General features: G+C 71.2%; 24 protein-coding genes and 1 pseudogene. 6 read left to right on the forward strand and 19 right to left on the reverse strand.

The features are described 5' to 3' along the window. Positions 1-13 precede the first annotated feature (13 nt). The 7 genes from ccsB to MAA44156_RS20200 are packed head-to-tail and all read right to left on the reverse strand — an operon-like array spanning position 14 to position 6342. Positions 14-991: a c-type cytochrome biogenesis protein CcsB gene (gene ccsB, locus MAA44156_RS20170; RefSeq protein ID WP_009979267.1), complete on the reverse strand. Its 978-nt coding sequence runs from the start codon at positions 989-991 to the stop codon at positions 14-16. Further along, positions 988-2628, reverse strand: coding sequence for a cytochrome c biogenesis protein ResB (gene resB / locus MAA44156_RS20175; protein ID WP_009979268.1), 1641 nt, complete (start codon positions 2626-2628; stop codon positions 988-990). Before resB ends, ccsB begins: the two co-directional genes overlap by 4 nt. After that, complete coding sequence (locus MAA44156_RS20180; RefSeq protein WP_003873662.1) at positions 2628-3407, reverse strand: cytochrome c biogenesis CcdA family protein; 780 nt, start codon at positions 3405-3407, stop codon at positions 2628-2630. Before MAA44156_RS20180 ends, resB begins: the two co-directional genes overlap by 1 nt. Then, positions 3404-3976, reverse strand: a complete 573-nt coding sequence (locus MAA44156_RS20185) for a TlpA disulfide reductase family protein (protein ID WP_003873663.1) — start codon at positions 3974-3976, stop codon at positions 3404-3406. The genes MAA44156_RS20180 and MAA44156_RS20185 overlap by 4 nt, the downstream gene beginning before the upstream one ends. 17 nt (positions 3977-3993) lie before the next feature. Beyond that, positions 3994-4602, reverse strand: a complete 609-nt coding sequence (locus MAA44156_RS20190; protein ID WP_003873664.1) for a histidine phosphatase family protein — start codon at positions 4600-4602, stop codon at positions 3994-3996. Then, entirely contained in the window at positions 4602-5939 is a 1338-nt protein-coding gene (gene hemL, locus MAA44156_RS20195; protein WP_009979274.1) for a glutamate-1-semialdehyde 2,1-aminomutase, read from the reverse strand. Before hemL ends, MAA44156_RS20190 begins: the two co-directional genes overlap by 1 nt. A 58-nt stretch (positions 5940-5997) precedes the next feature. Continuing rightward, entirely contained in the window at positions 5998-6342 is a 345-nt protein-coding gene (locus MAA44156_RS20200; RefSeq protein ID WP_009979275.1) for a hypothetical protein, read from the reverse strand. 74 nt (positions 6343-6416) lie between these two features. On the opposite strand from MAA44156_RS20200, the gene MAA44156_RS20205 reads away from it, so the two are divergent. Genes MAA44156_RS20205 through MAA44156_RS20215 form a run of 3 tightly spaced genes read left to right on the forward strand, consistent with a single transcriptional unit; the run spans position 6417 to position 8918 of the window. Then, complete coding sequence (locus MAA44156_RS20205) at positions 6417-6812, forward strand: nitroreductase family deazaflavin-dependent oxidoreductase (RefSeq protein ID WP_003873669.1); 396 nt, start codon at positions 6417-6419, stop codon at positions 6810-6812. Between the two features lie 7 nt (positions 6813-6819). Continuing rightward, the gene (locus tag MAA44156_RS20210) at positions 6820-8004 is read left to right on the forward strand and encodes a mandelate racemase/muconate lactonizing enzyme family protein (RefSeq protein WP_023880603.1); all 1185 of its coding nucleotides are present in this window, start codon (positions 6820-6822) and stop codon (positions 8002-8004) included. Beyond that, the gene (locus MAA44156_RS20215) at positions 8001-8918 is read left to right on the forward strand and encodes a ketopantoate reductase family protein (protein WP_011726161.1); all 918 of its coding nucleotides are present in this window, start codon (positions 8001-8003) and stop codon (positions 8916-8918) included. Before MAA44156_RS20210 ends, MAA44156_RS20215 begins: the two co-directional genes overlap by 4 nt. A 70-nt stretch (positions 8919-8988) precedes the next feature. On the opposite strand, the gene MAA44156_RS20220 is transcribed toward MAA44156_RS20215, so the two are convergent. From MAA44156_RS20220 to MAA44156_RS20230, 3 genes and pseudogenes are all read right to left on the reverse strand, one after another. Continuing rightward, positions 8989-10338 carry an amino acid permease gene (locus MAA44156_RS20220; protein ID WP_029248619.1) on the reverse strand — a complete coding sequence of 450 codons (1350 nt, stop codon included), beginning with the start codon at positions 10336-10338 and terminating at the stop codon, positions 8989-8991. A 60-nt stretch (positions 10339-10398) separates the two neighbouring features. Then, positions 10399-11748, reverse strand: a pseudogene (locus tag MAA44156_RS20225) (MFS transporter). A 5-nt stretch (positions 11749-11753) separates the two neighbouring features. After that, a complete protein-coding gene (locus MAA44156_RS20230; RefSeq protein WP_009979281.1) occupies positions 11754-12899 on the reverse strand; it encodes an LLM class flavin-dependent oxidoreductase in 1146 nt (381 codons plus the stop codon). Positions 12900-13357: 458 nt separating this feature from the next. On the opposite strand from MAA44156_RS20230, the gene MAA44156_RS20235 reads away from it, so the two are divergent. Together MAA44156_RS20235 and MAA44156_RS20240 are read left to right on the forward strand one after the other, a co-directional pair. Further along, complete coding sequence (locus MAA44156_RS20235; RefSeq protein ID WP_100226200.1) at positions 13358-14221, forward strand: alpha/beta hydrolase; 864 nt, start codon at positions 13358-13360, stop codon at positions 14219-14221. A 51-nt stretch (positions 14222-14272) separates the two neighbouring features. Further along, positions 14273-16393 (forward strand): acyltransferase family protein, encoded by a 2121-nt coding sequence (locus MAA44156_RS20240; RefSeq protein ID WP_009979283.1) that lies wholly within the window; start codon positions 14273-14275, stop codon positions 16391-16393. Between the two features lie 190 nt (positions 16394-16583). Here MAA44156_RS20240 and MAA44156_RS20245 read toward each other — a convergent pair whose 3' ends face one another. Next, positions 16584-17273, reverse strand: a complete 690-nt coding sequence (locus tag MAA44156_RS20245; RefSeq protein ID WP_003873686.1) for an Rv0518 family GDSL lipase — start codon at positions 17271-17273, stop codon at positions 16584-16586. 90 nt (positions 17274-17363) lie between these two features. Beyond that, on the reverse strand, positions 17364-18602 hold the full coding sequence (locus tag MAA44156_RS20250) for an acyltransferase family protein (RefSeq protein WP_009979286.1): 1239 nt from the start codon (positions 18600-18602) through the stop codon (positions 17364-17366). A gap of 365 nt (positions 18603-18967) precedes the next feature. Here MAA44156_RS20250 and MAA44156_RS20255 point away from each other — a divergent pair, with 365 nt between their 5' ends. Further along, complete coding sequence (locus tag MAA44156_RS20255) at positions 18968-19408, forward strand: STAS domain-containing protein (RefSeq protein ID WP_009979287.1); 441 nt, start codon at positions 18968-18970, stop codon at positions 19406-19408. Here the strand turns inward: MAA44156_RS20255 and MAA44156_RS20260 are convergent. The 7 genes from MAA44156_RS20260 to MAA44156_RS20290 all read right to left on the reverse strand — a co-directional run bounded on the left by MAA44156_RS20260 (position 19392) and on the right by MAA44156_RS20290 (position 25612). Further along, entirely contained in the window at positions 19392-19652 is a 261-nt protein-coding gene (locus MAA44156_RS20260; RefSeq protein ID WP_003873689.1) for a hypothetical protein, read from the reverse strand. The genes MAA44156_RS20255 and MAA44156_RS20260 overlap by 17 nt on opposite strands. After that, a complete protein-coding gene (locus MAA44156_RS20265; RefSeq protein ID WP_009979288.1) occupies positions 19649-20167 on the reverse strand; it encodes a transport-regulating membrane protein Mce1N in 519 nt (172 codons plus the stop codon). The genes MAA44156_RS20260 and MAA44156_RS20265 overlap by 4 nt, the downstream gene beginning before the upstream one ends. 55 nt (positions 20168-20222) lie before the next feature. Continuing rightward, positions 20223-21203, reverse strand: a complete 981-nt coding sequence (gene hemB / locus MAA44156_RS20270; RefSeq protein WP_009979289.1) for a porphobilinogen synthase — start codon at positions 21201-21203, stop codon at positions 20223-20225. Between the two features lie 6 nt (positions 21204-21209). Continuing rightward, on the reverse strand, positions 21210-22868 hold the full coding sequence (locus MAA44156_RS20275) for a bifunctional uroporphyrinogen-III C-methyltransferase/uroporphyrinogen-III synthase (RefSeq protein WP_023880599.1): 1659 nt from the start codon (positions 22866-22868) through the stop codon (positions 21210-21212). Between the two features lie 23 nt (positions 22869-22891). Continuing rightward, positions 22892-23839 (reverse strand): hydroxymethylbilane synthase, encoded by a 948-nt coding sequence (gene hemC / locus MAA44156_RS20280; RefSeq protein WP_003873693.1) that lies wholly within the window; start codon positions 23837-23839, stop codon positions 22892-22894. Between the two features lie 13 nt (positions 23840-23852). Continuing rightward, positions 23853-25232: a glutamyl-tRNA reductase gene (locus tag MAA44156_RS20285; RefSeq protein ID WP_003879324.1), complete on the reverse strand. Its 1380-nt coding sequence runs from the start codon at positions 25230-25232 to the stop codon at positions 23853-23855. A 110-nt stretch (positions 25233-25342) separates the two neighbouring features. Further along, positions 25343-25612: a glutaredoxin family protein gene (locus MAA44156_RS20290; protein WP_009979292.1), complete on the reverse strand. Its 270-nt coding sequence runs from the start codon at positions 25610-25612 to the stop codon at positions 25343-25345. Between the last annotated feature and the right edge of the window lie 47 nt (positions 25613-25659).

Genomic DNA, 25659 nt, shown 5'->3' on the forward strand with positions numbered 1-25659 from the left:
CGGTTATCCAATGTCAACCCACGCCCGCATAGGAATGCAGACCCACGGTGACCAGGTTAACGAAGAACAAATTGAAGACCATGGCCACGAACCCCGCGACGTTGATCCAGGCGGCCTTGCGGTCCCGCCATCCGGCCGTCGACCTGGCATGCAGGTAGGCGGCGTAGATCACCCAGGCGACGAAGGACACCGTCTCCTTGGGGTCCCAGCCCCAGTACCGGCCCCAGGCTTCTTCGGCCCAGATGGCGCCGAAGATGACGCCGAAGCCGAACACAGGGAACGCGAAGATGGTGGTCCGGTAGGCGATGCGATCCAGGGTCTGCGCGTCCGGGAACCGCCGCACCAGCCGGGCCGGCGCGCTGTCGTTGCCGGGGTCGCCCAGCGGCGAGGTGCGCAGCAGGAACAGGATGCTGGCGATGCCGGCGACCAGGAACACCCCGGAGCCCAGGCTGACCACCGACACGTGGATGGGCAGCCAGTAGGACTGCAGCGCGGGCATCACCGGCGCGGCGTTGGTGTAGAGCCAGCGCCCGGACACCGTGAGCAGGATCAGCACGGGCAGCAGCAGGAACACCCACAGCGGGCGGTACTGCGGGCGGCGCAGCACGATCGCCCCGGCGACCAACCCGCACAGGCAGGTCAGGTTGATGAACTCGTACATGTTGCCCCACGGCACCCGCAGGGTGGCCAGGCCGCGCAGCACCAGGCAGGCCAGCAGCAGGCCGGTGCCCAGGTACACCACGGCCAGGCCGGCGCGGCCGGCGCGCTCGTCGACGGGCCGGCGGGGCACCTCGTCCACCACCCCGGGTGTCGCCGAGTCGGCGCTGACCGCCCCGGCCAGCACCCGGGCCCGCGCATCGGCGCGGCGTCCGCCGGCGTAGGCGAGCTCGAAGGCCAGCAGCAGCAGCGCGATCACCAGCGCCACCACCGCCGACGTGAACGCCCAGTCGGAGTAGCGCGCCAGCTCGATGTTGACGTGCACGGTATTCATTTGACGTCCACCTCGGTACTCCTTTGGGACGCTCGGGACGCGGGCTCGGCCAGTCCGTCCAGCAGCCGCTGCGACAGCCGCTCGAACTCGTCCCCCCAACCGGAGTTGTCGGTGCGCGCCAGGCCGCCCAGTTCGACGTTCACCGTACCGGGCGCGCCGCCGGCGTCCGGTGTCAGACGGACCCACACCCGGCGGCGGCGCACCAGCAGCGACACCAGCAGGCCGGCCATCATCGTGACGGCGAACACCAGCACCCAGGTCTGGCCCGGGTCGTGGGAGACCTGCAGGTTGACGAACGGCACGGCGCCGTCGAAGCGGATCACGGTGCCCGCCGCGGGCCCCTGGTCGATGCGGACTGCCTGCCCGGCGCGCAGGTTGACCCGCTTCTCCTTGGTCAGCCGATGTTGCTCGATCAGCCGGGGATCCAGGGTGAACAGCGACTGCGGGCGACCGGTGTCCAGCCCGGTGTCGCCGCGGTAGATGTCGACGGCCACCGCCGGGGCGTTGAGCGCCGGGAACCGCGACGACAGCAGCGTGCCGTCCAGCTGCTCGGTGGGCGCCAGCAGGCCCTGGATGGCGATCTCGTGCTGGCGGCGCTCCGCGGCGGTGGGATAGCTGCCCGCGGGCGGGTCGATGCGCACCACCCCCGACGACAGCAGGGTTTGCGGGTTGTCGGGGCGCCACTGCACGGTCGCGGTGCGGATCTGCCCGTCCGGGAAGGTGACGCTGAAGGTGGGCGCGTAGCCGTGGCCCTGCAGGTAGACCCGGTCGCCGCCGAGCCGCAGCGGGTGGTTGACCTGCAGCCGGTAGTGCCGCCAGGTGTTGGCGACCAGGTCGGCGCCGGACTGGTAGTCGATGTTCGCGGCGAACGAGACGGCCTGGCCGGATGGCAGGTAGTGGGCGTCGAAGTCGTCGACCCGGATGCACAGCGGGTGCAGCGAGGTGCCGTCGACGGTGTTGCCGGCCCGGAACGAGTCGAACGCGGCCGGCGAGGCCGAGCAGAAGCCGGGGCCGCCGTCGGCGATGACGATGACGTTGCCCTCGTAGCCGAACAGCTTGCCGACGGCCACGGCGACCAGCAGGCCCAGCAGCGAGAAGTGGAACACGAGGTTGCCGAATTCGCGCAGGTAGCCCTTCTCGGCGGAGACCTCCACGGCGTCGGGGCCGGCGCCGTCGTGGTGGCGGATGGCGGTGCGCCAGCCGCGCAGCCGGCCGACAAGGGTGTTGGCCAGGGTGTTCAGGTCTTCGGCGTCGGCGGCGATGCGGTGGCCGGCGTACTTGGGCAGCCGGGCCAGGTTGCGCGGGGCGGCCACCGGGGTGGCGCGCAGGCTGCGGACGTGCTCGATCATCCGCGGGGTGAGGCAGCCGACCAGCGACACGAACAGCAGCACGTAGATGGCGGTGAACCAGAAGCTGGAGAACACGTTGAACGCCTGCAGCCGGTCCAGCCAGGGCCCGATCACCGGGTGGGCCTTCAGGTAGTCGTCGACCTTGCCGGCGTTGAGATTGCGCTGCGGCAGCAGGGCGCCGGGGATGGCGCCCAGCGCGAGCAGGAACAGCAGCACCAGCGCGGTGCCCATCGAGGTCAGCGCCCGCCAGGTGTTGCGGGCCGTGGCGCGAAGGGTGGCGAGCGCCATCAAATCGGCAGCCTCACGTCGGACACGAACGCGTCGCGCAGCCAGGAGACGAAGTCGTTCCACAGCCCGGTGACCAGCAGGGCGCCGACTGTGATCAGCAGCACGCCGCCGAAGATCTGGATGGCCCGGGTGTGCCGGCGCAGCCAGCCCAGGCCGGCTACCGCGCCCGCCGAGCCGAAGGCCAGCAGCACGAACGGGATGCCCAGGCCCAGGCAGTAGGCGATCACCAGCACGATGCCGCGCGCCACGCTGGCGCCGTCGGTGGCCGAGGCGACGGTGATCACGCCGGCCAGCGTCGGCCCCAGGCACGGCGTCCAGCCCAGCGCGAACACCGCGCCCAGCAGCGGCGCCCCGGCGACGGTGGTCAGCTGCCGCGGGCTGAACCGGGCCTGCCGCTGCAGGGCCGGGATCAGGCCGACGAACACCAGCCCCATCACGATGGTCAGCACGCCGCCGGCCCGCTGCAGCAGCAGCTGGTTGGTGATCAGCGTGGTCGTCATGCCCAGCACGGCCACGGTGCCCAGCACGAACACCGCGGTGAACCCGGCGACGAACAGCGCGGCCGAGCCGGCCACCCGCCAGCGGGCGCCCGGCGGGGCCTGCACCGCGCCGGCCTGCGGCTGCTCTTCCACCCCGACCAGGGCCGCCAGGTAGGACAGGTAGCCGGGCACCAACGGCACCACGCACGGGGAGGCGAACGACACCAAGCCCGCCAGCAGGCACACGCCGAGGGCCGCCAGCAGCGGGCCGGCGGCGGCGATCTGGGTCAGCCCGGTCACTGCTGGGCCACCCGCTGCACCACCGGCTGCAGGTCGGTTGCCAGCAGTTCGCGCAGAAAGACCGCCGCGACCCGGTGCTGGCGATCCAGCACCAGCGTGGACGGGATCACCGTGGTGGGGTACTTGCCGCCGAACGCGATCAGGGTGCGCATCGCCGGGTCGTAGATGGACGGGAACGTGACGTGACGGTCGTTGACGAAGTCCAGCGCCGCCTGCCGGTTGTTGTCCCGGACGTCGATGCCCAGGAAGGACGCGCCGGCGCCGCGGGTGGCGTCATACACCTGCTGCAGCTGGCTGACCTCGGACCGGCACGGTCCGCACCACTGCCCCCAGATGTTGATGACGACCACCCGGCCGGCGAAGATCGGGTCGTCCAGCGACAGCGTGTGCGCGGGGTCGGCCAGGTCCGGGCCGGACAGCGGGCCGGGGCGGCCGCGGCTGGACGGCGGGTCGTAGTAGATGTCGGTCTTGCCGCCGGGCGAGACGAATTCGAAGGTGCCGCCCTGGGCGACGGCATCGTGACCGGACGAGCAGCCGGTCAGCAACCCGGCCAGCACCGCCCCGGCCATCGCCAGCACCCGCGCGCTCAAGGCGCCGCCGGCTCCGAGTACTCGACGTCGACCAGCCGGTCGCCGTCGTAGACCAGGGTGGTGATCGAGCACAGCCCGCATTCCCGCTTGCGCGGGTCGTGCCACAGCCGCCGGCCGGTCAGGTGCAGCCGCAGCGTCCACACCGGCAGCTGGTGGCTGACGCACACCACCTCGTGGCCGGTGCCGCGGGCGCGGGCCTTGTCCACCGCCGTCTCCATCCGGGCCGCGATCTCGGTGTAGGGCTCACCCCAGGACGGCCGGAACGGGTTGCGCAGCTGCCACCACACCCTCGGGTCGCGCCAGGCGCCGTCGCCGGGGCTGATGCGCCGGCCCTCGAAGAAGTTGGCCGATTCGATCAGGTCCGGGTCGGTGTCCACGGCCAGGCCGTGCCGCGCGGCGATGGGCGCGGCGGTCTCCTGGGCCCGTTGCAGGGGTGAGGCGATCACCGCGACGATGTCGCGCGGCGCCAGCGCCTCGGCCACCGCGGCCGCCTGCGCCCGGCCCGCCTCGGACAGGTGAAACCCGGGCAGCCGCCCGTACAGCACGCCGTCGGGGTTGTGCACCTCGCCGTGCCGCACCACGTGCACCCGGGTCTGCTCGCCCATCAGGAATTCCCCTCGTCGGCGCCCGCGGCGGCGCGGGCCGCGGCGGGCAGGGCCGCCGCGATCCGGTCGAAGGCGTCGTCGTCCAGCGCGGTGGAGACGAACCACGTCTCGAAGGCGCTGCACGGCGGGTAGACGCCGGCGTCCAGCAGCGCGTGGAAGAACGGCGGATAGCGCCAGGTCTGGGTGGCCCGCGCGGAGGCGAAGTCGGTCACCGGGGTGTCGGTGAAGAACACGCTGAGCATGTTCCCGGCCCGCGGAATCTGGTGCGGCACACCGGCATTGGTCAACGCGTCGGACAGCAGCCGGGCCAGCCGATCGGCGTTGGCGTCCAGCGCGGCGTAGGCGGCGGCATCCGCGTGGCGCAGCGTGGCCAGCCCGGCGGCCACCGCGACCGGGTTTCCCGACAGGGTGCCGGCCTGATACACCGGGCCCAGCGGCGCCAGCCGTTCCATCACCTCGGCCCGGCCGCCGAACGCGGCCGCCGGCAGGCCGCCGCTCATCACCTTGCCGAAGGTGAACAGGTCGGCGTCCACCGGATCGATTCCGTACCAACCACTTCGGCTGACCCGGAAGCCCGTCATCACCTCGTCGACGATCAGCAGCGCGCCGTGCTCGGCGGTGAGCGCGCGCAGCGCCGCGTTGAAGCCGGGCGCCGGCGGCACCACCCCCATGTTGCCGGGGCTGGCCTCGGTGATCACCGCCGCGATCTGGTCGCCGAACTCCGCGAACGCCTGCCGCACGGCGTCGATGTCGTTGTAGGGCAACACGATCGTGTCGGCGGCCGTCGCGCCGGTGACGCCCGGCGAGGACGGCAGCCCCAGGGTGGCCACCCCGGAGCCGGCGTCGGCGAGCAGCGCGTCCACGTGGCCGTGGTAGCAGCCGGAGAACTTGACGATCTTGGCGCGCCCGGTGAAGCCGCGGGCCAACCGCACCGCGCTCATGGTGGCCTCGGTGCCGGAGTTGACCAGCCGGATCCGCTCGACCGGCGCCACCCGGGCGATCATCTCGGCGGCCAGCTCGCTCTCCGCCGGGGTGGGCGCCCCGAAGGACAGCCCGGACGCGGCGGCCTTGGCGACGGCCTCGACGACGGCCGGGTGCGCGTGCCCCAGGATCATCGGCCCCCATGAGCACACCAGGTCCACGTAGTGGTTGCCGTCGGCGTCGGTCAGCCGGCAGCCGCGCGCGGCGGTGATGAACGGCGGCGTCCCGCCCACCGCGGTGAACGCCCGCACGGGTGAGTTCACCCCGCCGGGGATGACGGCGCAGGCGTCGTCGAACAACCGCGCCGAGGCAGCCTGGGCCCTGGCGTGCGCGGTCGCCTGATCACTGCTTCCCATGACGACCAGTGTCCCAGCCTTCGCCACCCCTCCAACTACAGGGTGTAGCAGAAGGGTGCTAGTCGGCGTCGTAGGAGTTGGCTTGCTGGGCCGCCATGAAGTTGCGCCGGGCGGCCTCGCGTTCCCGGTCCGCGGCCCGTTGGTGCGCGGCGACGTCGCCGAGGCCCTCGGCGACGGCCCTGTCCTCGACCTCGGCGACCCGCTCGTGGGCGATGGCCGCCTGATAGTGGCGGTGCTCGTCGCGGCGGTGCGCATCCAGGTCACGCTGACGGGACGTCTCGGCGCGCTCGGCGGCGCACTGCACGTCGGCCGCGGTGATGACCTTCCCGGCGGCCAGGTCCCGGCCCCGGCGCGACAGCTCCGAGCCGCGACGGCCCGCCGCGATTCCCGGTGTGTCGCCCATCACCTGACCTTAGTCGCTGCGGCGGGGAAAAGATCGGGTTGATGTCGCCCGGCGCCTGCGAGTTGGATGGCGGTATGCAACTCCCACAAGGGCTTGCCCGGTTCAACCGTCACGTCACCAACCCGATTCAGCGGATGTGGGCCGGTTGGCTCCCGCCGTTCGGCATCGTAGAGCACGTGGGACGGCGTTCGGGCAAGCCGTACCGCACCCCCGTCAACCTGTTCAGCGCCGACGTCGACGGCAAGCCCGGGGTGGCCATCCTGCTGACCTACGGCCCGGACCGGGACTGGCTGAAGAACCTGACCGCGGCGGGCGGCGGCCGGATTCGCAGCCGGGGCAAGACGTTCGGCGTCGCCGATCCGCGCGTGGTCAGCAAGGCCGAGGCGGCGTCGCACCTGCGGCCCGGGGTGCGCGGCGTGTTCGCCCGGCTGCCGTTCGAGCAGGCGGTGTTGCTCACCCGGACGCCCTGAACCCCCGTTGGTGCGGATCACCGGGATCGTCGAGCGGGCGGTTCGTCTCGACGCGCCCGGCCGCGGCGGGCCGGCCAATGCGGTGGTCGACTTCTCCGGCCACACGGTCTCGCTGGTGGCGGTGCTCACCGACGCGGTGCGGCGCGGGCGGCCGGTGGCGGGCGTGGCGTTCGACTCGATCGGGCGGTTCGCCCAGAGCGGAATCCTGCGCGACCGGCTGATCCCGCGGGTGCTGGCCGCCGCCCCCGACGCGCTGCTGGACGGCTCCGGGTTCCTCGACCCGGCCGCGGTGGCGGCGTGCGCGCTCACCGACGAGAAACCCGGCGGCCACGGCGACCGGGCGGCGGCGGTGGCCGCGCTGGAGCTGGCGTGCTGGGATTTGAACGCCAAGCTGCGCGACGAACCCGCCTGCGTGACCATCGCCCGGCACGCCGGGCGGCAGCCCGCGCCGGCGGTGCCGGTGTACGCCGCCGGCGGCTACTACCGCCCGGCGGGCGGCGTTGATGCGTTGCGCCGGGAGATGGGCGAGTATCTCGAGCTGGGCTATCGGGCGGTCAAGATGAAGATCGGCGGCGCCGCGCTGGGCGAGGACCTGGCCCGGGTCGAGGCCGTCATCGACGTCGTCGGCGACGCCGGACGGGTCGCGGTCGACGCGAACGGCAGGTTCGGCCGGGCCGAGGCCATCCGGTGGGCGGGCGCGCTGGCCGGCTACGGCCTGCGCTGGTTCGAGGAGCCGGGCGACCCGCTGGATTACGCGCTGCACCGCGCGGTGACGGACTGCTATGACGGCCCGGTGGCCACCGGCGAGAACCTGTTTTCGGTGCCCGACGTGACCAACCTGGTCCGCTACGGCGGCATGCGGCCGGATCACGATGTGTTCCAGATGGATCCGGGCCTGAGCTACGGGTTGTCCGAGTACCTGCGGATGCTCGACGTGCTGGCGGATCATGGTTTCGACCGCGGCTGCGCGTTCCCGCACGGCGGGCATCTGATCAACCTGCACGTCGCGGCCGGGCTGGGGCTGGGTGGCTGCGAGGCCTACCCGGGGGTGTTCGCGCCGTTCGGCGGCTATCCGGACGGCTGCGTCGTCTCGTCGGGCATGATCGCGCCGCCGGACGCCGCCGGGTTCGGGTTGGAGCAGAAACCCGGCCTGGCCGAACTGATCGCCGAGCTGACGGGAGACCGCCGATGAAGATCGCGGTAATCGGTTGCGGTGCAATGGGTTCGATCTACGCTGCGAAGCTGGCCGCCGCGGGCGAGCAGGTGCTGGCGGTCGACCGGCACCGGCCCAGTGTGGAGCGGATCAACCGGGACGGGCTGCGCGTCACCGGCCCCGGCTGCGACCAGGTGGTGCCGCTGCGGGCCAGCACCGGCGCGGTCGACGAGACGATGGACCTGGTGGTGCTGGCGGTCAAGGCGGCCGACGTGGAAGCCGCTGCGCGCCAAGCACTTCCGATGCTGGGGCCGGATACCGCGGTGCTGACCATCCAGAACGGCCTGGGGTCGGCGGAGACCGTCGCCGGCGTCGTCGGTGCACAGCGGGTCGCGGTCGGGATCGCCAGCGGGTTCGGCGCGTCCCGGGTGGCGCCGGGCCATGTCCACCACAACGCCATGCGGGCGATGCGCTTCGGCCCCTACTCGTCGCTGCCGCACGCGAGGGTGGAATCGATCGCCCGGACCTGGGCGCACGCCGGGTTCGACGCGGCCGCGGTCACCGACATCGCCGCGATGCAGTGGGAGAAGCTGATCTGCAACGTCGCCTACAGCGCGCCGTGCGCGCTGACCGGCATGACGGTCGGCCAGGTGATGGACGACGCCGAGATGGGTCCGGTCAGCCGGGCGGCGGCCACCGAGGCGTGGTCGGTGGCGCGCGCGTCCGGTGTCGCGATCGCCGTCGCCGACGCGGTCGAGCATGTCCGCGCCTTCGGGGCGCAGATGCCCGACGCGAAACCCTCGGCGCTGCTGGATCACGAGGCCCGCCGGGTCAGCGAGATCGACGTCATCAACGGCGCGGTGCCGCGGCAGGGCGCGCGGGTCGGCGTCGACGCGCCGGTGAATGCGACGCTGACGGCCGTGGTCAAGTCCATCGAACGGCGGTGGCGCTGACCGGGCTCCGCTAGAACGGGCCGGGGCGGGTATACGGCACCGCGCCGGCGCGCACACCGGCTGAGCGCGGTCACCGCGCGGCGACCCGGCCGCGCGAGCGCGCCACGAAGTACAGCGCCACCACCACCGCCCAGGACAACAGGCTGAGCCACAACTGGCTGCGCGCCGTGGCGTCGAAGGCCATCTGCACCAGCACCGCGGTGATGCCGGCCAGGGTGAGAACCGACAGCACCGGGAAGAACCACATCTTCACGCTCAGCCGCTGTGCCGGCGTCCGGCGGCGAAGGACGATCTGCGACAACGCAATCAACCAGTACACGAACAGGATGATGGCGCCCGAGGAGTTGAGCAGGAACAGGAACACGGTGTTGGGTGCGACCCGGGCCATGACGACGCACAGGAAGCCGACCGCCGAGGAGCACAGGATGGCGATGTGGGGAACGCCGCGCCCGCTCAGCCGCACCAACCGGGCGGGTGCCTCGCCCCGCTCGGCGAGGACGAACAACATGCGTGACGCGGTGTACAGCCCGGAGTTCAGGCAGGACAACACCGCGGTGAGCACGACTGCGTTCATCACCTGATCGGCTCCCGCCAGGCCCAGGTGTTTGAGCGCGGCCACATACGGCGAGGCGCCGAGTTCCACCGAGTCCCACGGCAGGATCGCCACGAGCAGAAACACCGAGCCGACGAAGAAGATCCCGATCCGGGTGACGACCGATCTGGTCGCCTTCTGCACCGCCCGCCGCGGGTCGCGGCTTTCCGCGGCGGCGACGGTGACGATCTCGGCGCCGACCATGGAGAAGATCGCCACCACGATGGCGGCGAACACCGCGCCCACCCCGCGGGGAAAGAACCCGCCGTGCGACACCAGGTTGGTCAGGCCGTCGTGATGCCCCGGCACCAATCCGACGACATAGGCCGCGCCCACCACCAGGAAGATGACGATGGTGGCGACTTTGATTCCGGCGAACCAGAATTCGAACTCGCCGAACGACGACACCGAGAACAGGTTGGTCGCGGTCATCAACAGCATCAGGCCCAGCGACAGCACCCACAGCGGGGCGTGGAACCAGTAGTTGAGCACCTTGCCGCCGGCGACCGCCTCGAAGCCGACCACGATCACCCAGAAGTACCAATACAGCCAGGCGACCGAGAATCCGGCCCAGCGGCCCAGCGCCGCGGCCGCGTAGTCGGCGAACGATCCGGTGGACGGGTTCGCGGCCGCCATCTCGCCGAGCATCCGCATCACCAGCACGATGAGCAGGCCGCACAGGGCGTAGGTGAGGAACGCGGCCGGCCCGGTGTCCTTGATCACCACGCCGGACCCGACGAACAAGCCGGCGCCGATCACCCCGCCCAGAGCGATCATGCTCAGTTGCCGCTGCGACAGCCCTTGGCGCAGTTGCGAAGTGCCCGCCATGAGCATCAACCACAGCACATCGGGATCGGCAGCGCCAGCCGAGGGCCGCGCTTGGCGCGGCTAGAGGTACAGATCGCGATCGCGGATCAGCGCGGTCGCCAGCACGCTGATGACCGCGGTGGCCACCAGGTAGCCGCACGCCAGCCACGGCGCGCCGCCCAGCGCGGCGATCAGCGCGGTCAGGATCATCGGGGTGACCCCGGAGGCGTAGACACCGGAGAACTGGTAGACGAACGACAGCCCGGTGTAGCGGGTGTTGGTCGGGTACAGCGCGGAATACAGGGTGCCCTGGGCACCGTAGAACAGCGCGTGCACGACGCCGAACACGATGACCATCGCCAGCCCGAACCACAGCAGCTTCTTGGTGCCGAACAACGCGAAGGCCGGAAACGCGGCCAGGCCGTAGCAGGCGATGCCGGCCAGATACACCCGGCGGGCACCGAATCGGTCGGTCAGGACGCCGGACACCGGCAGCAGCACTGCCATCAGCAATGCGGCGATGGTCACCGCGATCAGCACCGAGACCCGGTTAAGTCCCAGCGCCCCGGTGGCGTAGCTGATGGCGAACACGCCCCAGGTGTTGAACGCCGAGCCCTCGGCCCACCGTGACAGCAGCCCCAGCACCGTGTTACGCCGGGAACGCCGCTCGCGCAGGATGTCCCGGATCGGCACGGTGGACGCGGCCTGCAGGTCCTGCAGTTCCCGGAACGCCGGTGTCTCTTCCACCCGCAACCGCACCACGATGCCGATCGCCACCAGCAGCACGCTCAACAGGAACCCGATGCGCCAGCCGTAGGACAGGAACCGGGCCGGGCCCAGCACGATCTGCAGGAAAGCGAATATGCCTGTGCCCAAAGCCAATCCGAGTGCCAGCCCGACCTGCGGCACCGCCCCGTAGCGGCCGCGCCGGTCGCCCGGGCTGTGTTCGACGGCCAGCAGCACCGCCCCGCCCCACTCGCCGCCGAGCGCGAACCCCTGCAGCACCCGCAACACCAGCAGCAGCACCGGCGCCCAGGCCCCGATCTGCGCGGCCGTCGGCAACACCCCGATCAGCGCGGTCGCGCCGCCCATGATGAGCATGGTCAGCGCCAGGCTGCGCTTGCGGCCGATCCGATCGCCGATGTGGCCGAACACCAGGCCCCCGATGGGCCGCATGACGAATCAGACGGCGAACGTCGCGAACGCCAATAGCGTTCCCACCAAAGAACTTTCGTTCGGGAAGAATACCTTGTTGAAGACCAGCCCGGCCGCCGTAGCGTACAGGAAGAAGTCGTACCACTCGACGGTGGTGCCCAGCAGGCTGGCGGCCACCACGATGCGCAGTCGGCGGCGCTGCTGCTCGGCGGATTCGTCGAGCGGACGGCCGTCGGCGAGCCCGGCGGGCGCCGGCGCGGGCAAGGTGGCTGCCATGGCCGTCAGTGCGCCGAGGCCACCGCGAACGGCGTCGTCGCCGCCGGACGCGACCGACGATTGGGATGCCGCCACAACCCCATCCGCTCCAGCAACGGCAGCACGCCCTCGCCGAACCAGTAGGCCTCTTCCAGATGCGGATACCCCGACAGGATGAAGTGGGTGATGCCCAGTTTGGCGTATTCGGCCAGCCGCTCGGCGACCTCGGCGTGCGAGCCGACCAGGGCGGTGCCCGCTCCCCCGCGCACCAGGCCGACCCCGGCCCACAGGTTCGGGCCGACAAGCAGTTTGCCGCTGTCGCCGCCGTGCAGCTCCCGCATCCGGCGCTGGCCCTCGGACTCGCTGCGCGCCAGGCTGGCCTGCACCCGCTCGATGTCGGCCGGGTCGATCGCCGACAGCAGCCGGTCGGCCTCGGCCCACGCCGCGTCCGAGGTGTCGCGGCTGATCACGTGAATCCGCAAGCCGTACTGCAGGATTCGCCCGGCGTCGACGGCCAGCCCGCGGACCCAGTCCAGCTTCTTGGCGACCGCGGTCAGCGGTTCACCCCAGGTGAGATAGACGTCGGAGTGCTTGGCGGCCACCGGCCCGGCCGACGCCGAGGAGCCGCCGAAGAACACCGCGGGTATCGGGTCGGGCGGGTTGTTCAGTTGCGCGCCCTCGACCCGGATGTGTTCTCCCGCAAAGGTGACCGGCTGTGGCGAGGTCCACAGTTGCCGCACCACGTGCAGGAATTCGGCGGTGCGCGCGTACCGCGCCTCCTTGTCCAGGAAGTCGCCGTAGGCGCGCTGCTCGTGCGGTTCGCCGCCGGTGACCACGTTGAGCAGCAGCCGTCCCTGCGAGTGCCGCTGGAAGGTGCCGGCCATCTGCGCGGCCAGCGTCGGGCTCAACAGCCCGGGACGGAACGCGACCAGAAACTTCAGCGTCTCGGTCGATTCGACCAGCATCGCCGTCGTCAACCACGCGTCCTCACACCACAATCCCGTCGGCGTGAGGACGGCCTCGAAGCCGTTGTCCTCGGCGGCCGAGCAGATCTGGTGCAGGTACCGCAGCGTGGCCGGCCGGTCACCGGACATCGGCGTGCCGTGCCCGCCCGCGACCAGGTTCCGCGAATCGCCGTAGGTCGGCAGAAACCAGTGAAACGCCAGACTCAATTCACAATCCTCTTCGTTGCGCGTTCGCCCCCGTGCACAGGGGTTCCATCCTGGTCGCGGTGCCGCCGGCGGGCCAGGGTTGAAACCTTCGAGATTGCATCCCCACGCGCCGCCGCGATCAGCGCCGGCGTCGGGGCGCGCCAGCGGCGGCGGTGACGGCCGGGGTGTCGTTGCGGCGGCGGGACCGGAGGCGGCCGCCGCCGCGCCAGAAGTCAAGCGCGACTGCGCGTTTTGCCGCGCGGCACGCGGTGGGCGCGCCGGAACATGCGGACCCGCGGAAAGTGACGGCGGCCACCGCGCGGGGCGCTAGGATGACTACGGCCGACCGCGCAAATCGAGCGTCGCTCGCGGCGAATGATCACCGGTTCGTGACCGCAAGGTCACGTCAGATCACACAATGCTTGCAATACGGCGTGGCTCGGCGGGTTATGCCCGCCGGGCGCGGCATTATTGCGATCATGCCTGACCTCACACGCCGGGCGGTGCTCCGGATGGGCGCCGGTGCCAGCCTCGGCGCCGCCGGCGTGTTCGCGCTCAGCGCCCTGCTGGATCCGGGCACGGCGCGCGCCGCCACCCTGCCGCAGGCCCCGGCGCCGTTCGAGCCGCCGACGGCGGGCAAGACGCTGCCGACCCGGCTCACCGGATCGTTCGTGTCGGCGGCGCGCGGCGGCATCAAGACCAACTACGTGATCGCCATCCCGCCCGGGCAGACCGGGATGCTGCGTCCGGTGATCGCGCTGCACGGCGTGGACGGCGACGCCAACCAGATGCTCGACATGGGCGTGCCCGACGGGCTGGCCCAGCTGGTCAAGGCCGGCAAGCCGCCGTTCGCGGTGGTGGGTGTCGACGGCGGCAACACCTATTGGCACAAAAGGACTTCCGGCGAGGACTCGGGTGCGATGGTGCTCGACGAGCTGCTGCCGATGCTGTCCACCATGGGCTTCGACACCTCCCGGGTCGGGTTCATGGGGTGGTCGATGGGCGGCTACGGGGCGCTTCGCCTGGGCGCCAAGCTGGGCCCGTCGCGCACCGCCGGCATCTGCGCGATCAGCCCGGCGCTGTACACCTCGTACGCCACCAGTGCGCCCGGGGCGTTCGACAGCAACGAGGACTTCGTGCAGAACAGCGTGTTGGGCCTGCCCGCGCTGAATTCGATTCCGCTGCGGGTGGATTGCGGCAACTTCGACCGCTTCTATTTCGCCACAAAGCAATTCGTCTACCAGTTGAAGACACCACCGGCAGGCAGCTTCTCCCTCGGCGGACACGATATCGCCTTCTGGCGCAGTCAACTCCCCGCCGAACTGGCCTGGATGGCGACCTAGCCCACGCAGATGACACCCCGGCCGGAATCGCTCGCCAGCAGCCCACAGCCCGTGGAGCGGCGGGGCTTCCGAAGGGGATTCCGGCCCGACATCGAGGGACTGCGCGCCGTCGCGGTGATCGCCGTGGTGCTCTACCACGCCGGCATTCCCGGGATCGGCGGCGGCTACATCGGCGTGGACGTCTTCTTCGTCATCTCCGGCTTCCTCATCACCGGCCTGCTCTTCCGGGAAGCGTCCACCACCAATACCGTTGCGCTGGGCCGCTTTTACGGTGCGCGGGCCCGCCGCCTGCTGCCGGCCGCGGCCATCGTCGGCACCGTCACCGCCATCGGCGCGGCCGCGGTGCTGCCGCCGCTGCAGGCCCGCAGTGTGTTCCTCGACGGCGTCGCCAGCGCCCTGTACGTCGGCAACTACCGGTTCGCGCTGCGCGGCACCGACTACCTGACCGCCGACGCGCCGTCGCCGTTCCAGCACTACTGGTCGCTGGGGGTGGAGGAGCAGTTCTATCTGGTGTGGCCGCTGCTCATCATCGCCGTCGCGGCGTCGGTGCGGCGTGTCCGGCCGCTGCGGGCGACGCCGCGCCCGGTGCCGTACGCGGTGGTGCTGGCGCTGATCGGGGCGGCGTCGTTGGTCGCGGGCGTGCTGTGGACCCGCACCTCGCCGTCGTGGGCGTTCTTCTCGCTGCCCACCCGGGCCTGGGAGCTGGCGGCCGGCGGCCTGGTGGCCCTGTCGATCCAGCAGTGGCGCCGGCTGTCGCTGCGAACGGCGTCGATCGCCGGGTGGGGCGGTCTGGCGTTGATCCTGCTGACCTGCACCCAGCTCAACGCCCATACCCCGTATCCCGGCACCGAGGCGCTGCTGCCGGTGCTGGGCACCGCGCTGATCATCGGTGGCGGCGCCGTCACCGGCGGGCTCGGGCCGGGCCGGCTGCTGTGCCGCCCGGCGATGCGCGCGATCGGCCGGATCTCCTATTCCTGGTACCTGTGGCACTGGCCGGTGCTGTTGCTGATGCCCGCGCTGCTCGGCGAGCCCGCGGGGCTGCCGGCCCGGCTGAGCGCGACGGCGGTGTCGGCGGGATTGGCCGTGCTCACCCTGCATCTGGTGGAGAATCCCGGCCGCTTCGCCGCCGCGCTGCGCCGCTCGGCGAAAGTCAGCCTGGTGGTCGCGGGCGGCGCGAGTGCCGCCACCGCGTGCGCATGCCTCGTGCTGCTCAACGTGATACCCGCCCCGGTGGGGCACGGCGTGGCCGCTCCCCGCGCGAACATCATCGCGACGCCCCCGTCCAACGTCCCCGCCGTCAGCGCGCAGGAGGCCGCGGTTCGTCAGGCCTTCGCGCAGGCCCGGGTCATCCTCGCGGCCGCCGCCGGCGTGCGGGCCGTCCCGTCGAACCTGGACCCGCCGCTGGCCCAGGCACCCGCCGACAAGGCCGCGGTGTTCGTCAACGGCTGCGTGCGGTCCTGGCGCGACGTCGGCCAGAGCGAGTGCGCGACCGGCGACACCGCCTCGCCGACCACCGTGCCCCTGATCGGCGACTCGCACGCCGCCATGTGGAATCCGGCCTTCGAGCAGCTGGCCGGGCAACGGCACTGGCGGCTGGAAACCCTGGCGAAGGTGACCTGCCCACTGGCCGAGCTGCACATCGTCAGCCCGTATCTGGGCCGCGAGTACACCGAATGCGAGCAGTGGCGTGCCCAGATCATGGCCCGGATGAACGCCGACCACCCGCGGCTGGTCGTGCTGGACATGAGCCGGCGCTACGGCGCCGACTTCGGTTTCACCTCCTACGACCCGGCCTGGATCGACACCCTGGGCCGCACCGTGGCGCAGCTGCGCGGCACCGGCGCGACCGTGCTGGTGCTGGGGCCCGCGCCCGACCCGCATTCGTCGGCACCGGTCTGCCTGTCCGCTCATCTCGACGATGTAACCGCTTGTGCGCCAACCAGATCCGCGGCGATCGACGGCGACGGCGTCGCCGCCGAGCAGGCGGCGACGCTGGGCAACGGCGGTCACTACGCCGATTTGTCCGATTTGTTCTGCACGCCCGACCGGTGCCCGCTGATCGTCGGCAACACCCTGGTGTTCCGCGACGACAACCATGTGACGACCGAGTATGCGCGGCTGCTGGCGCCGGTGCTGGGCGCGCTGGCCGACCGCGCCCTGGCGGACGGGTGAGCGCGATGAACCGCTCGGCGCCGTCGAACGTCAGATCAGTGAAGGGTTATTGGAGGTTGTAGGACATGTCTCCGCTGCTGCTGGTCTGTGTGGCCGTCGCCGCACCCTTCGCCGGAATCGGCCTGCTGCAGCTGCAGGCCCGGCTGGAACGCTGGGACTACGAGCGGCACGCCGACGACTGACGCCCCGGTCAGGTCGACAGCTGGGTGCGGATCAGCGGTGCGATCTTGTCCGCCATGTATTGGTGCCCCGCGTCATTCGGGTGCACCCCGTCCGCGCCGATCAGGTCGGGCCGGCCGACGAACCAGTGTTCGGCGATCGGGTCGATGAACGTCGCCCCGGCCGCCCCGGCCGCGCCGCCGAGGATGTCGCGGATCAGGTACATCGACGGCGGCACGTCGGCGGTCGGCCACGGCGGTCCGATCACCAGCAGGCGCGCGGCCGGCGCCAGCCGGCGGGCCAGATCCAAAGCGGCGTGCGTCTTTTCGATCAGCAGCCCGGGATCGACCCCCTGGTCGTTGCGGGAGCCGAAGAACACCACCAGCGCGTCATCGGACTGCACCGCGCGGGCGGTCAGATCCTCGAAGATGCTGCCGTGGTCGCCGGTCACGGCGTAACCGGCCCTGCCCTCGGCCGCCACGTCGGCCGACACCCGTGACCCGCGCGCGCTGAGCACCTGCCACGCGCGCGACGGCCACGACCTGGCGCCCAGGCCGCCCTCGTTGGTCCCGGTGGTGTACGAATCCCCAATCACTGCCACATGATTCAGCCGGAAGTCCAGCGTCAGCGTCTCGTACGTGCGCAGCTGCGCCGGGTATGCCACAAGGCCCACGCCCAGCAGAAGACTCACCCCGATGAGAAAGGTGGCCAGACGACTCACTCCTACCTCCACTGTCAACGGCATGGTCGGGCGCCGCCGCGTTCTCACCGAATACTGCCAGTAGGTCGCGGCCGGCCGCTAAGGCGGCCATCACACCGCGCGGGCCGAAATCGCTTCCAGCGGACGGTCGATCGGATGCAGCTTGGTGTTGGCCGGTTCGCCGGGGTCGCTTCTCGCGCTGACGGCTCGCACGTCGACCATCTTGCGCATCCACCGGCGGGCGGGCTCTTCCACGCCGTGATACAAGACGACCGCGCCGGCCAGGGCGATCGCGAGCAGGCCGATGACGTTCCATTTCCACGGGTTGTCCTGGGTCACCAGCTCGAACTGCTCGACCGCCCATCCCCACGAGGTGTGCACCAGCTCGTGCACCATGTACAGGCAGAACGAGATCTTGCCGCCGTAGACCATCGCCCGGGCCGACAACACACGCGGCAGGCTGCCCAGGCCGACGGCCAGCGAGATGACCAGCGGGACGAACAACACGTCGACGACGCCGCCGCTGTCGTTCTCGACCACACCCGATATCGGGTGTGCGCCAAACCAATACAGCACGCCCACCATGGCGGCCAGCAGCAGCAGCGAGATGTAGCCCGCGATCCGGCGGCCCTGGTCGGTCAGCCGCAACCTGCGCACCGCCGCGCACGCCAGCGCGCCGGCGGTGAACTGCGTGACGATGCGCGGCAACCAGCTCCACGGCGTGTAGAAGTGGCCGCTGGCCAGCAGCATCACCACCGGCGGCAGCGACGCCGCGAACGCCAGCACCATCAGGCTGCGCGCCCGGGTCGCCTGCTTCATCCGCAGCAGCACCAGCACCATACCGGCGAACAGCACGTAGGCCAGCCATTCGGCGCTGATCGACCAGGCCGGGCCGTCCCAGCTGGAATCGTCGAAGAACGGCACAAACCACAACTGCACCAACAGGATCTGGCGCACGTAGCTGATCGCGGTCAGCGACGCGGCGTCCGGCGACGGCACGTGCCCGACGTGCAGCGTGAAGATCACCCACAGCGCGGCCAGGTGCAACGTGACCAGGTACACCGGCCACACCCGCGCCAGCCGCAGCCACAGGAAATGCAGCGTGGCCCGCGTCGAGAAGGACCGGCCCATCCGGTCGAGATAGTTGTACGTCAGCACGAATCCGCTGAGGATGAAGAACAGGTCGACGCCCTGGGCGCCGCAATTGAGCACCGGTGCCAGCGCGTCGCGCAGATCGGGTGAGGCATCGCCGAGCATGGGCCGGAAGTGAAACAGCACCACCCACAGCGCGGCGACGATACGGAGTCCCGTCAGGGCTTTGATCTCGCCCCTGATCTCTCCGCCCCGCACGTTGCTCTTTCCCGTCTGGATCCTGCTGTTGCGTTCTCGTGCCGCCCGGCTGAGCGGGCGCGGCGGCCGTCTCACCAGCCCCCGACCGGCAACCGGCAGCCATGGCAGCCTAGCAGCGCAATCGCCCCGATGGGTGGACGGTTGTGGTGTGCCACACCGCGTTCACCCGGGCCTTTGGCCGGGCGGCGTTTGCTCGGGTTTCGCTGGGCCGGGGCCGTCGCGGCGGCCTCAGCGGCTTCTTAGCAAAGAGTTAGACGCGGCTACCGGTCTCCTTAGGCTTGCGGCCTAGCGTTTGAGGCAGCTTCGGTGGGTGTGGAGGCGCCCTTCGAAGGCAGCGCGAGCGCCACGGCGAGTGAGGGGTCCTCATGACGATCGCAGGTACCGAGACGCGCCACGACAACTGCGTGTTTGACTGCGACGGCGCTCAGGTCCGGGCACATCACCGTCACCTGGCGACCGTGGTGCACATCCGCGGCGTGATCGACGACGCCAACGTGGACCGGATCAGCCACCACATTCGGCGTTTCACCCTCGGCGAAAACCCGGTGGTGCTCGACGTCGCCGATGTCTCCCAATTTGCTGAGGCCGGCATCTCGCTGCTGTACGCCTTCGACGCCGATTGTCGCGCCGCCGAGGTGGAGTGGACGCTGGTCGCCAGCTCGGCGGTCACCGCGGTGCTCGACGACACCGGTCACGACGCCAGCTTCCCGATCATGCGCTCGGTTCACGAGGTGCTGCGGGATCGGGCCGACGCCATCGCGGTCCGCCGCCGGATGGCGTTGCCGCTGGTCAAGAAGACGTCGTAGCGGCCGAACGGGCGCGCCGCAGCCGGGTGATCCCGACCACGGCCAACACCCCGGCACTCGTCAACAACACCAGTGTGAGCAGCAGCAGCTGCGGGTCGTACACCACCGACGTGGTGAACGGCTGCCCGTCGGCGATGGGCGCGACGGCCACGCTGTGATGCGAGCGCACCCAGCTCACCGCCGACCCGGCCAGCGCGGCGACGGCCAGGACGAGTTCGACGACCGCGCGGGAGCCGGCGATCATTGCGCCGTCCCGGCGTCGTCGTCGGGATCGCGGTCCAGCACGTCCGTGCGGCTCGGTTCCACCCGCTCCTGCACCAGCGGGGTCAGCGCGGCGCGCAGCTGGCGATGACGGCGTGCCCACGCCTGGGCGGTGCGGCCGTTGGTCAGCTTGAGGCCGATGCCGATCCGCCCGCGCGGCACCCCGACCAGCTCGCCCAGCGCCCGCGCCGACTGCCAGCGCGCCAGCTCCTTGCCGGAGGCCTCGTTGTTTTCGGCCTCCGGGTACACCTTGACGATTTCGCGCACCAGGATCGTCTCGGTGCCCTGGCGCAACGCCTCCTCGGTGAGCTCGACCGAGACGTGGATGCGCGCCGCCTTCACCTGCAAGCCCACGAACGCCGACACCAGCACCAAAAAGATCGCGGGCACCACCAGCGACACCTTGGCGCCGCTCCAGATTTCGATCAGCACCATGGCCGCCGCGGACGCCGGCCCGCAGGCCACCCACCCCCAGCTGGCCCCCGGCTCGTAGAACAACCGCTTCGGCTGGACGTCGTCCCCGGTCGTGTCTGATGTCAACGCAAGCCCCGTCTCACGACAGCCACCCTGCCGCATCCGCGGCCCAATAGCTCAGAACGATATCGGCTCCGGCGCGTCGGATGCTGGTCAGAGACTCCAGCGCCGCGGCGCGCTCGTCGATCCAATTGTTCGCGGCCGCAGCACAAATCATCGCGTACTCCCCCGACACCTGGTAGGCGGCCACCGGGACCGGCGAGACCTCCGCCGCGGCGGCCACCACGTCCAGATAGCTCATCGCCGGCTTGACCATCACGATGTCGGCGCCCTCGTCGAGGTCCAGCCGGATCTCGCGCAGCGCCTCGCGGGAGTTACCGGTCTCCTGCTGATAGGTGCGCCGATCCCCGGACAGGCTGGAGCTGACCGCCTCCCGGAACGGGCCGTAGAACGCCGAGGCGAACTTGGCGGCGTAGGCCAGGATCACCACGTCGGTGAAGCCGGCGGCGTCCAGTCCGTCGCGAATCGCGCCCACCTGACCGTCCATCATCCCGCTCGGCCCGACCACGTGGGCGCCCGACTCCGCTTGCGCCACAGCGAGATTCACGTAGCGCGCCACCGTGGCGTCGTTGTCCACCCGGCCCCGGTCATCCAGCACGCCGCAGTGCCCGTGGTCGGTGAACTCGTCCAGGCAGGTGTCGGCCATCAGCACGGTGGCATCGCCGAGGTCCTTGGCCAGATCGCGCAGCGCGACGTTGAGGATGCCGTCGGGGTCGGTGCCGGCCGAACCAATCGGATCCTTGTCCTCGTCGCCCGGCACACCGAACAGCATCAGACCGCCCACCCCGGCGGCGACGGCGCTGGCGGCGGCGGCGCGCAGCGAGTCGCGGGTGTGCTGCACCACCTTCGGCATCGAGGCGATCGGACGCGGCTCGTCGATACCGTCGGCGACGAACATCGGCAGCACCAAATGCCTTGGCTCCAAGGAGGTTTGGGCCACCAGGCGGCGCAGCGCCGGGGTCGAGCGAAGCCGGCGCGGACGCTGCCGCGGGTAAGCCATGAGACGCTAGCGCCTGCGGCTCTTCTTGCGCGGCGGTGGCAGCGCCCCCTCGGCGCGCAACCGCGCGGCGTGTTCGGCCAGAGCGTCGACCAGCGGGCCCACCGCCGCGGTCTCGGGCTGGACATCCACCCGCAGGCCGAACTCGGCGGCGGTCTCGGCGGTCTTGGGACCGATGCAGGCGATGATCGTCCGGGCGTGCGGCTTGCCGGCGATGCCGACCAGGTTGCGCACCGTGGAGCTGGACGTGAAGCACACCGCGTCGAAGCCGCCGGTCTTGATCATCTCCCGGGTCTCCGCCGGCGGCGGCGCGGCCCGCACCGTCCGGTAGGCCGTGACATCCTCGATCTCCCAACCCCGTTCGCGCAGCCCCTCGGCCAGCGTCTCGGTGGCGATGTCGGCCCGCGGCAACAGCACCCGGTTCACCGGGTCGAAAACGCTGTCGTAGGGCGGGAAGTCGTCGAGCAGACCCAGCGAGGACTGCTCGCCCGCCGGCACCAGCTCGGGGCTGATCCCGAACGCCCGCACCCGGTCGGCCGTCGACTCGCCCACACAGGCGATCTTGACCCCGGAGAACGCGCGCGCGTCCAGACCGAACTCGCCGAACTTCTCCCACACCGCGCGCACCGCGTTGGTGGAGGTGAACACCACCCACTGGAAGCGGCCGTCGACCAATCCCTTGACGGCACGCTCCATCTGCGCGGGGCTGCGCGGCGGCTCGACGGCGATGGTCGGCACCTCGATCGGCAGCGCGCCGTACGACGTCAGCCGCTCGCTCATCTCGCCGGCCTGGTCCTTGGTGCGGGGCACCAGCACGGTCCAGCCGTACAGGGCGCGGCTCTCCCACCAGTTCAGCTTGGCCCGGGCGCTCACCGTCTTGCCGATGGTCACCACCAGCGGACCGGTCAGCGGGCCGGCGGGGTCGGTGCCGCCCAGCACCGCCGAGTCGGTCAGCCCCTGCAGCGTGGTCTCGATGGAGCGCTGCTGGCAGGTGGTGCCGTGCGCGGTGACCACGCACGGGGTGTTCTCGGCCAGTTCGTGTTCGATCAGGGTGCGCGCCGCGTCGGCCAGGTGCGACGCGGTGGCCTGCAGGATCAGCGGGCCGGGCGCGGCGGCCAGCGCCTCCCAGTCCACGTCACCGCGCACGTCGGCCATGGTGTGCGAGGAGCCCAGCGGCAGGCCCGCGTAGGTCGGGACGGCGTTGGTGGGCGCCAGCCCGGGCACGATCTCGATGTGCAGGTGGCTGCGGGCGATGGCGTTGACCTCGGTGATGACGGCGTCGACGGTCAGCGGGTCACCGGCCACCAGCCGCACCACGTCGGCGCCGGTGCGCGCCTCGGCGGTCAGCGTCTTGGCCACCTCGGCCGGATCACCCAGCGCCGGGCGGATGTCCGGGCCACCGGAGATCACCGCCGGCTGCGCCTGCCCCTGCTCGGAGCCGGAGCCCTCGCCGTTGGACGCCGGCTCGGCCGGCGCCGGGCCGGACACCGGCGGCAGGTCCTTGCCGATCAGCGCCAGCACCGGCTCGGGCACATCGGGGTCGGTGAACACCAGCGCGGCGTTCGCCAGCACCGTCGCGGCCCGGGCCGTCAACAGTCCCGGGTCACCCGGGCCGGAGCCCACGTACGTGATGCGGCCGGGTGTCGGCTTACGCCCTCGCGTCGTCATTGTCGCTCCCAGGTAACTCGCACTTAATTTCCTCGCGCCGGGTCGTGCCGCGCTCCGCTCATCAACTCGCGCGCGCCCAGCTCGAACAGCTCGGCGGCGACCGAAAGCCCCAGCTCTCGGGCCCGACCGGGAGTGCCGATGCCGGACGCGCGGATCACGTCGGACCCGTCCAGCGCCGCCACGCAACCGCGCAGCGACAGCTCTTCGAAGATCCGGCCGTCCTCATCGATGGACTCGACCACTTCGGCGATCGCGCCCACCGGTGCGGAGCAACCGGCCTCCAGTTCGGCCAGCAGGGCTCGCTCCGCGGTGACCGACGCGCGCGTGTCGGCATCGTCCAGCTCCGCCAGCACCGCGGCCAACCGGCTGTCCCCGGCTCGGCATTCGACGGCGAGCGCGCCCTGAGCCGGTGCCGGCAACATCTGCACCGGCTCGAGCGTCTCGGTGACATCCCCGAGGCGACCCAGCCGGGCCAAACCCGCCCGGGCTACCACGATCGCGTCCAGATCACCACTGCTAACCCTGTTCAACCTGGTATCTAGGTTGCCTCGTAGGGGGCGGATTTCCAAACCGAGACCCAATGCTCTAAGCTGCGCGGCCCGCCGCGGCGAGGAGGTGCCCACCAGCGAACCGGGTGGCAACTCCGCGAGCACCAGGCCGTCGCGGGCCACCACCGCGTCCCGCGGGTCGTTGCGGGCGGGGATGGCGGCCACAGCAAACCGTGGATCGTCGGCGGTCGGCAGGTCCTTGTGGGAGTGCACGGCGGCGTCCACCCGGCCCTCCTCGATGGCCTCGCGCAGGGCGGTGGTGAACACTCCCACCCCGAGCGACTCGATGGGCCCCGACGACCGGTCCCCCGCGGTGGTGATGGTGACCAATTCCGCCGGGTGCCCGCGGGCGATCAGGGCGTCCCTGACGCCCCCGGCCTGGGTGGTGGCCAGCAGGCTGCCCCGGGTTCCTATCCGGATCACATTCGCCAATCGGCTACTCGGTGGGTTGTTGCGGCGCGCCCGCGTCGAATCCGGTTGCTATGACCGGCAATTCGCCCGCGGCGACGGCGTCGACGGCGGTCTGGTCGAGTTCGAAGAGCTCACGCAACGCCTCGGCGTAGCTGTCACCGCCGGGGGCGCTGGCGAGCTGTTTGATCCGCACCGTCGGGGCGTGCAGCAGCTTGTCCACCACCCGACGCACGGTGCGGGCCACCTCTTCACGGTGGGCGCTGTCGAGGCCGGGCAGCCGGTTGTCCAGCCGCAGCAGCTCGGCCTCGACGACGTCGGCCGCGCGCTGGCGCAGCGCCGTCACCGTCGGCGTGACCTCGGCCATCCGCTGCCCGGCCAAGTAGGCGGCGACTTCGGTGGCCACGATAGTGCGGGCGGCGTCGACGTCGGCGGCCGCGGCGTGCGCCGAGGGCTCGTGCTGCACGCGGTCCACGTCGACCACCCAGACGCCGGGCAGCCCGGCCACCGCCGGGTCGACGTCGCGCGGCATGCCCAGATCGCAGATCACCAGGGGGTGGGCGGTCTCGTCGGCGGCCGAGCGGCCGGCGGCGGCCAGCGCGTGGTGCACGTCGGCCAGCGAGACCACCGGACTGACCGCGCCGGTGCAGCTGACCACGACGTCGGCCCCGGCCAGCGCGTCGGCCAGGTGCTCCAGCGGCAGCGCGTCGGCCCGCACCCCGGTTTCGCGGATCTTGCGGACCAGCCGTTGGGCCCGCGACAGCGACCGGTTGAGCACGTGGACCTGCCCGATGCCGGCCCGGGACAGGTGCGCGGCGGCCAGGGCGCCCATCGCTCCGGCGCCTACCAGGACGGCGGTCTTGCCGGCCAGCCCGCCCAGCCGGCGGTCGGCCATGTCCAGGGCGACCGACACCACCGAGGCGCCGGCGGCGTCGATGGCGGTCTCGGAGTGCACCCGCTTGCCCACCGACAGCGCGCGCTGGGCCAGTTCGTGCAGCACCCGGCCCACGGTGCGGTTGGTTTCGGCGGTGGCGTACGCGCGGCGGACCTGGCCGAGCACCTGCTGCTCGCCGATCACCGCCGAGTCCAGGCCGCTGGCCACCGCGAACAGGTGCTCGACGGCGGCCTCGCTGTACCGGACGTAGGCGTATTTGGTGAGGTCGGACATCGACATCCCGGAGTGGTCCGACAGCACCTGCCCGATCACGGCCAACCCGCCGTGGAACGCGTCCACCACCGCGTAGACCTCGACCCGGTTGCATGTCGACAGCACCATCGCCTCGGTCACCAGCGGGGACTGCAACACCCGGTCGACGATCTTGCCGTGATCGGATTCGTCGATACTGAGTTGTTCCAGGACGGAGACCGGCGCACTACGGTGCGAAACCCCGAAGAGCAAGACGCTCACGGCAGCATCACCTGGCCAGCTCCCTTGCTTCCTCCAGTAACTGAACTGCTGTCCACGGTAAACGTTTATCAGCTGGGCTACCAAATAATCGTTTGGCAGCCGGCCCGAGCTCAGCGGGCGAGATCGGCGCGCAGCCGCGGCTCGTCGATGTCCCAGTAGCTGTGTTCGCGACCGTCGAGCAGGATCACCGGCAACCGGTCGCCGAATTCGGCGCGCAGCCCCGGATTGCCCGCCGCCGCGGCGGCGTCGACGTCGGTCGTCGACAGCTCGAAGCCCAATTCCGCGGCGAGTTCGACCAGCCGGGCGTGGATGCGCTCGCAGATGGTGCACCCGTCCCGGGTGAGCAGCTCCACCTGCGGCCGCGGGGTGGCTGACGTCATGGCGACCAGTGTCGCATCGGTGACTTGTGGGGCGGGTTACCAGGGAT

The sequence above is a fragment of the Mycobacterium avium subsp. avium genome (assembly GCF_009741445.1).
GTDB classification, from domain to species: domain Bacteria; phylum Actinomycetota; class Actinomycetes; order Mycobacteriales; family Mycobacteriaceae; genus Mycobacterium; species Mycobacterium avium.

Coding starts and splice junctions, on each gene's coding strand:
- ccsB (WP_009979267.1), bottom strand. CDS start 991: ATGAATACCGTGCACGTCAACATCGAGCTGGCGCGCTACTCCGACTGG.
- resB (WP_009979268.1), bottom strand. CDS start 2,628: ATGGCGCTCGCCACCCTTCGCGCCACGGCCCGCAACACCTGGCGGGCG.
- MAA44156_RS20185 (WP_003873663.1), bottom strand. CDS start 3,976: ATGGCCGGGGCGGTGCTGGCCGGGTTGCTGACCGGCTGCTCGTCCGGT.
- MAA44156_RS20190 (WP_003873664.1), bottom strand. CDS start 4,602: ATGGGCGAGCAGACCCGGGTGCACGTGGTGCGGCACGGCGAGGTGCAC.
- hemL (WP_009979274.1), bottom strand. CDS start 5,939: ATGGGAAGCAGTGATCAGGCGACCGCGCACGCCAGGGCCCAGGCTGCC.
- MAA44156_RS20200 (WP_009979275.1), bottom strand. CDS start 6,342: ATGGGCGACACACCGGGAATCGCGGCGGGCCGTCGCGGCTCGGAGCTG.
- MAA44156_RS20205 (WP_003873669.1), top strand. CDS start 6,417: ATGCAACTCCCACAAGGGCTTGCCCGGTTCAACCGTCACGTCACCAAC.
- MAA44156_RS20215 (WP_011726161.1), top strand. CDS start 8,001: ATGAAGATCGCGGTAATCGGTTGCGGTGCAATGGGTTCGATCTACGCT.
- MAA44156_RS20220 (WP_029248619.1), bottom strand. CDS start 10,338: ATGGCGGGCACTTCGCAACTGCGCCAAGGGCTGTCGCAGCGGCAACTG.
- MAA44156_RS20235 (WP_100226200.1), top strand. CDS start 13,358: ATGCCTGACCTCACACGCCGGGCGGTGCTCCGGATGGGCGCCGGTGCC.
- MAA44156_RS20255 (WP_009979287.1), top strand. CDS start 18,968: ATGACGATCGCAGGTACCGAGACGCGCCACGACAACTGCGTGTTTGAC.
- MAA44156_RS20260 (WP_003873689.1), bottom strand. CDS start 19,652: ATGATCGCCGGCTCCCGCGCGGTCGTCGAACTCGTCCTGGCCGTCGCC.
- hemB (WP_009979289.1), bottom strand. CDS start 21,203: ATGGCTTACCCGCGGCAGCGTCCGCGCCGGCTTCGCTCGACCCCGGCG.
- MAA44156_RS20275 (WP_023880599.1), bottom strand. CDS start 22,868: ATGACGACGCGAGGGCGTAAGCCGACACCCGGCCGCATCACGTACGTG.
- MAA44156_RS20290 (WP_009979292.1), bottom strand. CDS start 25,612: ATGACGTCAGCCACCCCGCGGCCGCAGGTGGAGCTGCTCACCCGGGAC.